The organism is Pararhodobacter sp. (assembly GCF_036802785.1).
In the GTDB taxonomy this organism is placed as follows: Bacteria; Pseudomonadota; Alphaproteobacteria; order Rhodobacterales; family Rhodobacteraceae; genus Pararhodobacter.
The window spans coordinates 1-5075 of the sequence record NZ_DAIRVN010000129.1 but is presented as its reverse complement, the minus strand read 5'-3'; the positions used below and the strand labels follow the sequence as shown (position 1 = coordinate 5075).

3 protein-coding genes are annotated in these 5075 nt (G+C 69.3%); 2 read left to right on the top strand and 1 reads right to left on the bottom strand.

Translation table 11 applies throughout. From position 1 onward, the window contains the following. Positions 1 to 127 precede the first annotated feature (127 nt). Positions 128 to 1321, bottom strand: coding sequence for an aminotransferase (locus tag V7Q53_RS23025; protein WP_333831344.1), 1194 nt, complete (start codon positions 1319 to 1321; stop codon positions 128 to 130). Positions 1322 to 1440: 119 nt separating this feature from the next. On the opposite strand from V7Q53_RS23025, the gene V7Q53_RS23020 reads away from it, so the two are divergent. Both V7Q53_RS23020 and V7Q53_RS23015 read left to right on the top strand, forming a co-directional pair. After that, positions 1441 to 2628 (top strand): RsmB/NOP family class I SAM-dependent RNA methyltransferase, encoded by a 1188-nt coding sequence (locus tag V7Q53_RS23020; RefSeq protein WP_333831342.1) that lies wholly within the window; start codon positions 1441 to 1443, stop codon positions 2626 to 2628. A gap of 183 nt (positions 2629 to 2811) precedes the next feature. Beyond that, positions 2812 to 5075: two-component system sensor histidine kinase NtrB (locus V7Q53_RS23015; protein WP_333831341.1), on the top strand; the 2264-nt coding region annotated here is incomplete at its 3' end.

The following is a 5075-nucleotide window of genomic DNA, read 5'->3' as shown; positions in this document are numbered from 1 at the left end:
AGGGGGGCGTTGCCCCCCTCTTGGCCTGCGGCCAATTCACCCCCCAGCGTATTTGTTGCAAGATGAAAGCGCATTCCGGGCGTGAGGGCCGGTGACGGTGGGGAGGCTGGCGGTGGCAAGAGGGCTGTCAGCGCGGCCCCAGCGCTGCCAGCCGCCGCATCAGATCGGTGATCTCGGTGGTGTCGGCATTGGCGAAGGCGATGCGCATCTCGCGCGCGCCTAGTGGGTTGCCGTAAGGGTCGCCTTGCGGGCGGAACATGGTGCCGGGCAGCATCAGCACCCCGGCCTCGCGCAGCAGGCGTCTGGCAACCTCGGGGGCGGGGGCGTCGAACGGGTGGTTCGCATAGGCGAAATAGGCGCCGCAGCCCTTCAGCTCCCACCCCTCAAGCCCCGCGAAGCCCGTGACCATCGCCGCGCGGCGGCGCAGGATTTCCAGCCGTTCGCCGGCCAGCCAGTCGCCCAGATTCTCCAGCCCCCAGAGCGCGCCGAACTGCCCCGGCCCGGAGACACAGATCGTCACCGTATCCAGAAACTTCTCGATCTGGGCGAGATGCGCCGCATTGGTGGCAATGGCCCCCACCCGGTGCCCGGTCATCCGGTAGGCCTTTGAAAACGAATAGAGATGCACCAGAACCTCATCCCAGCCCGGATCGGCGAACAGCCCGTGCGGCGGGCCTTCCTGGCTGTGGAAGTCGCGGTAGGTTTCATCGACGATCAGCGCCAGCCCGTGGCGCGCGGCCAGTTCCGCGAAGCCGCGGATCAGTGCGGGCGGGTATTCCACGCCGCCCGGGTTGTTCGGCGTCACCAGCACAATCGCCTTGCTGCGCGCGGTGATCAGCGCGGCGCAATCCTCCAGCGAGGGCAACAGATCTGCCCCCGTCGCAAGCGGCACGGTTTTCACGCCCTGCATGGTCAGCCACATCTGATGGTTGAAATACCACGGCTGGGGCAGGATCACTTCATCGCCCGGCCCCGCCAGCGTGGCCACCGCCGCGCAGAAGGCCTGATTGCAGCCCGAGGTGAGCGCCACCTGATCCGCCGTTACCGTCCCGCCATAGAGCGTGGAAATCCGTTGTGCGAGGGCGGCGCGCAGTTCCGGGTTGCCCAGAACCGGGGAATAGAGATGGATCGCCGGGTCTTCCTCGATCGCGCGGGCCATGGCGGCGCGCATCGCTGCCGGGGGCGGCTCCACCGGCGCGGCCTGCGACAGGTTCAGAAGGGCCAGCCCCTCGGGCAGCGTGGTTTCAGACAGCCAGCGGCGGGCCTCCATCACCGGGGGGATGAAGGTGGCGGCGAGGGCGGGGTTCAGGGGCAGGGTCATGGCATGTCCGGGTTGGGTGATCCGGCGGAATGTGCCGCATGCGCGCGGCCGGGGCAAGCGGCACGGGCTTGCCAAGCCGGGCGCGCTGTCGCAATGAGGGCGCATCGAAGGAGGCCCGTATGACCCCCGCTGCCCGCCAGGCCGCCGCCATTGCCATTCTGGACCGCACCCTTGCCGGGCAATCCGCCGAGCAGGCGCTGACGCAATGGGCGCGCGGCAGCCGTTTCGCAGGTTCGGGCGACCGTGAGGCGGTGCGCGATCTGGTGTTCAGCGCCATCCGGCAGCGGCGCTCTGCGCAGGTGCTGGGCGGCGGAGAAACTGGGCGGGCGCTGCTGCTGGGCCTGAGGCGCGCCGATGCTGCCGTGCCCGGCTCCGTGCCCGACCCGGTGACCGACTGGACCGGGGCGCAGCACAGCCCCGCCCCCCTTGATGCCACCGAGCAGGCGCTTTTCGCCAGCCCGACGCCGCCCCTGACGCGGGCCGAGGCGCTGGACTGCCCGGACTGGCTGCTGCCCCATTTCGACGCCGCGCTTGGCGAAAGGGCCGACGCGGTTCTGAGCCTGATGCGCGGGCGCGCCCCGGTCTTCCTGCGGGTCAATGCCGCTGCCACGACGCCCGGTGCCGCGCAGGCCGAACTGGCGGCGGATGGCGTGGAAACCCGGCCCCATCCGCTGGCCCGCCATGCGCTGGAAGTTGTCGCCAACCCCCGCCGTATCCGCAACAGCGCGGCCTATCGTGAGGGGCGGGTGGAGTTGCAGGACGCCGCCTCGCAGGCTGTGACCGAGGCGCTGGTGGCGCATCTGACGCCCGGCACCCGGGTGCTGGACTATTGCGCGGGCGGCGGCGGCAAGGCGCTGGCGCTGGCGGCGGAGGGGATGGCGGTCAGCGCGCATGATGCCGACCCGCGGCGCATGCGCGACCTGCCCGAACGGGCGCGCCGGGCGGGTGCCCGGATCACCGTGCTGCCCGGCGCGGCATCGGGGCAATGGCCTGTGGTGCTGGCCGATGCGCCCTGTTCCGGCTCAGGCAGCTGGCGCCGCGCGCCCGAGGCGAAATGGGCGCTGACCCCCGCCCGACTGGAGGAACTGACCCGCATTCAGGCCCAGATCCTGCACGATTGCGCGGCGTTGACCGCACCGGGCGGGCTGCTGGCCTATGCCACATGCTCGCTCTTCGGTGCCGAGAATGATGCGCAGATCGCGGCCTTTCTGACGCGGGAACCCGGCTGGCAGGCGCTCAGCACGCATCATTTCACGCCGCTCGACGGGGGCGACGGGTTCTTCCTGTCGGTCCTGCGCCGCGTCTGAGACATCTTTGCACGAAATAGGCGGGTGCAAGAGGTTGCTCGTTCAACCTGTGGCGGTATTTCTGGAACGGTTAACGCGATGTTAACGGTACTGGAACACAAGGGAAACTGATTGCCCCCTGCCTTGCCTGACCCCGCCCCTCCCGATTTTTCGCAGCCTGACCCCCATAAGACGAGCACTTCCTTGAAAGATACCGTTCTATCCGAGCCCTCTCGCCCTTCCGGCGCACTGGCAGGCGACCAGCCGGTGGCTGAGGGGGCGGCGGCTGAGGCGCGCGGCGCGCTGACGCTGGCGCTGCTGCGGCTGCGCCCGTTGCTGGCAGGGCTGACGGTGGCGGCGCTGCTGGGGCTGGCGGGGGCTGTGCTGACCCGCGACACCGCTTTTGCGCCGCCGATGCTGGCGGCGGCGACCACGCTGGGGCTGATCACGCTGGCAGGCGCGGGCGCACTGGCGCTGAACCGGCGCAAGCGGCTGTCGCTTGCCGAAACCCTGATCATCGCGGCCTCGCGCGACCCTGATGCGGTGTTGCTGACCGATGGCACGGGCCGCCCTGTCGGCGCCAATCCTGTCGCGCAGGCCTTTGCCGGACCGCCGCAAGGGGCGGGGCCGGTCGCGCCTGCGGACCTTCTGCTGCGCTGGAGCGCGGAACCCGCGCGCGCTGCCGCTGCCCTTCTGGCAGAAGCGCTGGCGCAGGGGCAGGCGCAGCGTGACTTCACGCGCCCCGAAGGCGGGCTGCGGCTGGCGGTGCACCGCACCGATGCGGGCGACGGTTGGGCGGGGCTGATGGTCTGGCGCTTCAGCACCGGCAGCGACGGGGCGGGGCGCTCGGTTGATATGCTGGGCCTGCCGCTGCTGACATTGGGGCCAAAGGACACACCCCTGAGCGCCAACACCGCATTCCGCAACCGGTTCGGGGTGCCCGGCATTACCCTGCCTGCCGCCCCGGGCGAGGCGCCGGTTCTGGTGCTGGACCCTGATCTTGAGGCCGCGCTGTCACCGCTGCGTCAGGGCCTCAATCCGGTGCCGGTGGTGCTGCCCGGCTCAGGCGGCGTGCAGGCGCGGCTTGCCTATGCCAGCGCCGGGCGCGACGGCCAGCGCGATATCCTGTTCCTGCCGGGCTGGCTTTCGGCGCCGGGGGAGCGGGCGCAACCCACTACCCGCCATGATTTCGAGGACATCCCCGTCGCCCTGATGCTGCTGGATGGCGAGGGAAAGATCATCGACACCAACCGCCCGGCGCGCGGCCTGCTGGGGCTGGCACCCGGTGAATCGCGCTACTTCTCCGAGGTGGTGGAGGGGCTGGGCCGCCCGGTGAGTGACTGGCTCGATGACGCCCGCGAAGGCCGCGCGCTCAACCGGCCAGAGGTGTTGCGCGCCACGCTGCCCCCGCAGGAGACCTTTGTCCAGATCATCCTGCGCCGCGCGGCGGGGCCTGACAGTGACAATGCGCTGGTGGCAGTCATCAGCGACGCGACCGAGCTGAAATCGCTGGAGGCGCGTTTCGTGCAGAGCCAGAAAATGCAGGCAATCGGCCAGCTTGCAGGCGGGGTGGCGCATGATTTCAACAACCTGCTGACCGCCATCTCAGGCCATTGCGACCTGCTCTTGCTGAACCGCGATCACTATGATCCTGATTACAACGACCTTGTGCAGATCCACCAGAACACCAACCGCGCCGCTGCGCTGGTGCGCCAGCTTCTGGCCTTTTCGCGCAAACAGACGCTGAAGCCTGAAACCCTGTCGCTGGAAAGCCTGCTTGAGGAACTGGCGCATCTGCTGACCCGGCTGGTGGGCGAGCGCATCACGCTGACCCTTTCGCATGACCCGCGCATCGGGACCATCCGCGCTGATCGCCGGCAGTTGGAGCAGGTGATCATGAATCTCGTGGTGAATGCGCGCGATGCCATGCCCATGGGCGGCGAGATCCTGATCGAGACCGAGGCGGTGCGCATGGACAGCGAGCTGGAGCGCGGGCGCGTCCGCCTTCCGGCGGGGGATTACGCGCTGATCCGGGTTGTCGATGAAGGGCTGGGCATTCCCGCCGATATCATCGACAAGATATTCGAGCCCTTTTTTACCACCAAACGCACCGGAGAGGGCACCGGGCTGGGCCTTTCCACCGCCTATGGCATCGTCAAGCAGATGGGCGGGTGGATCTTCGCAAGCAGCACCGAGGGCACGGGCACCGAGTTTTCGCTCTATTTCGCGGCGCATCACGATGACACCTCCGAGGCCGAGCTGCCCCGGACGCAGCCGCACCGGCTGAAGGGCACCTCGCGCCCGCTGGTTTCAGGCGTTTCCGAGCCTTCTGTCGTCTCCCCTGACATGCCGGGCGGAAGCGGCGGGCGGGGCCTGTCGCCCGTCGGCGAGGCGCCGCCCTTGCCTGTGGGCAGCCCACGCACCGCGCGCAGCTCTTCCGGGCCGCTCTTGAGCAGATCGCGCCCTTC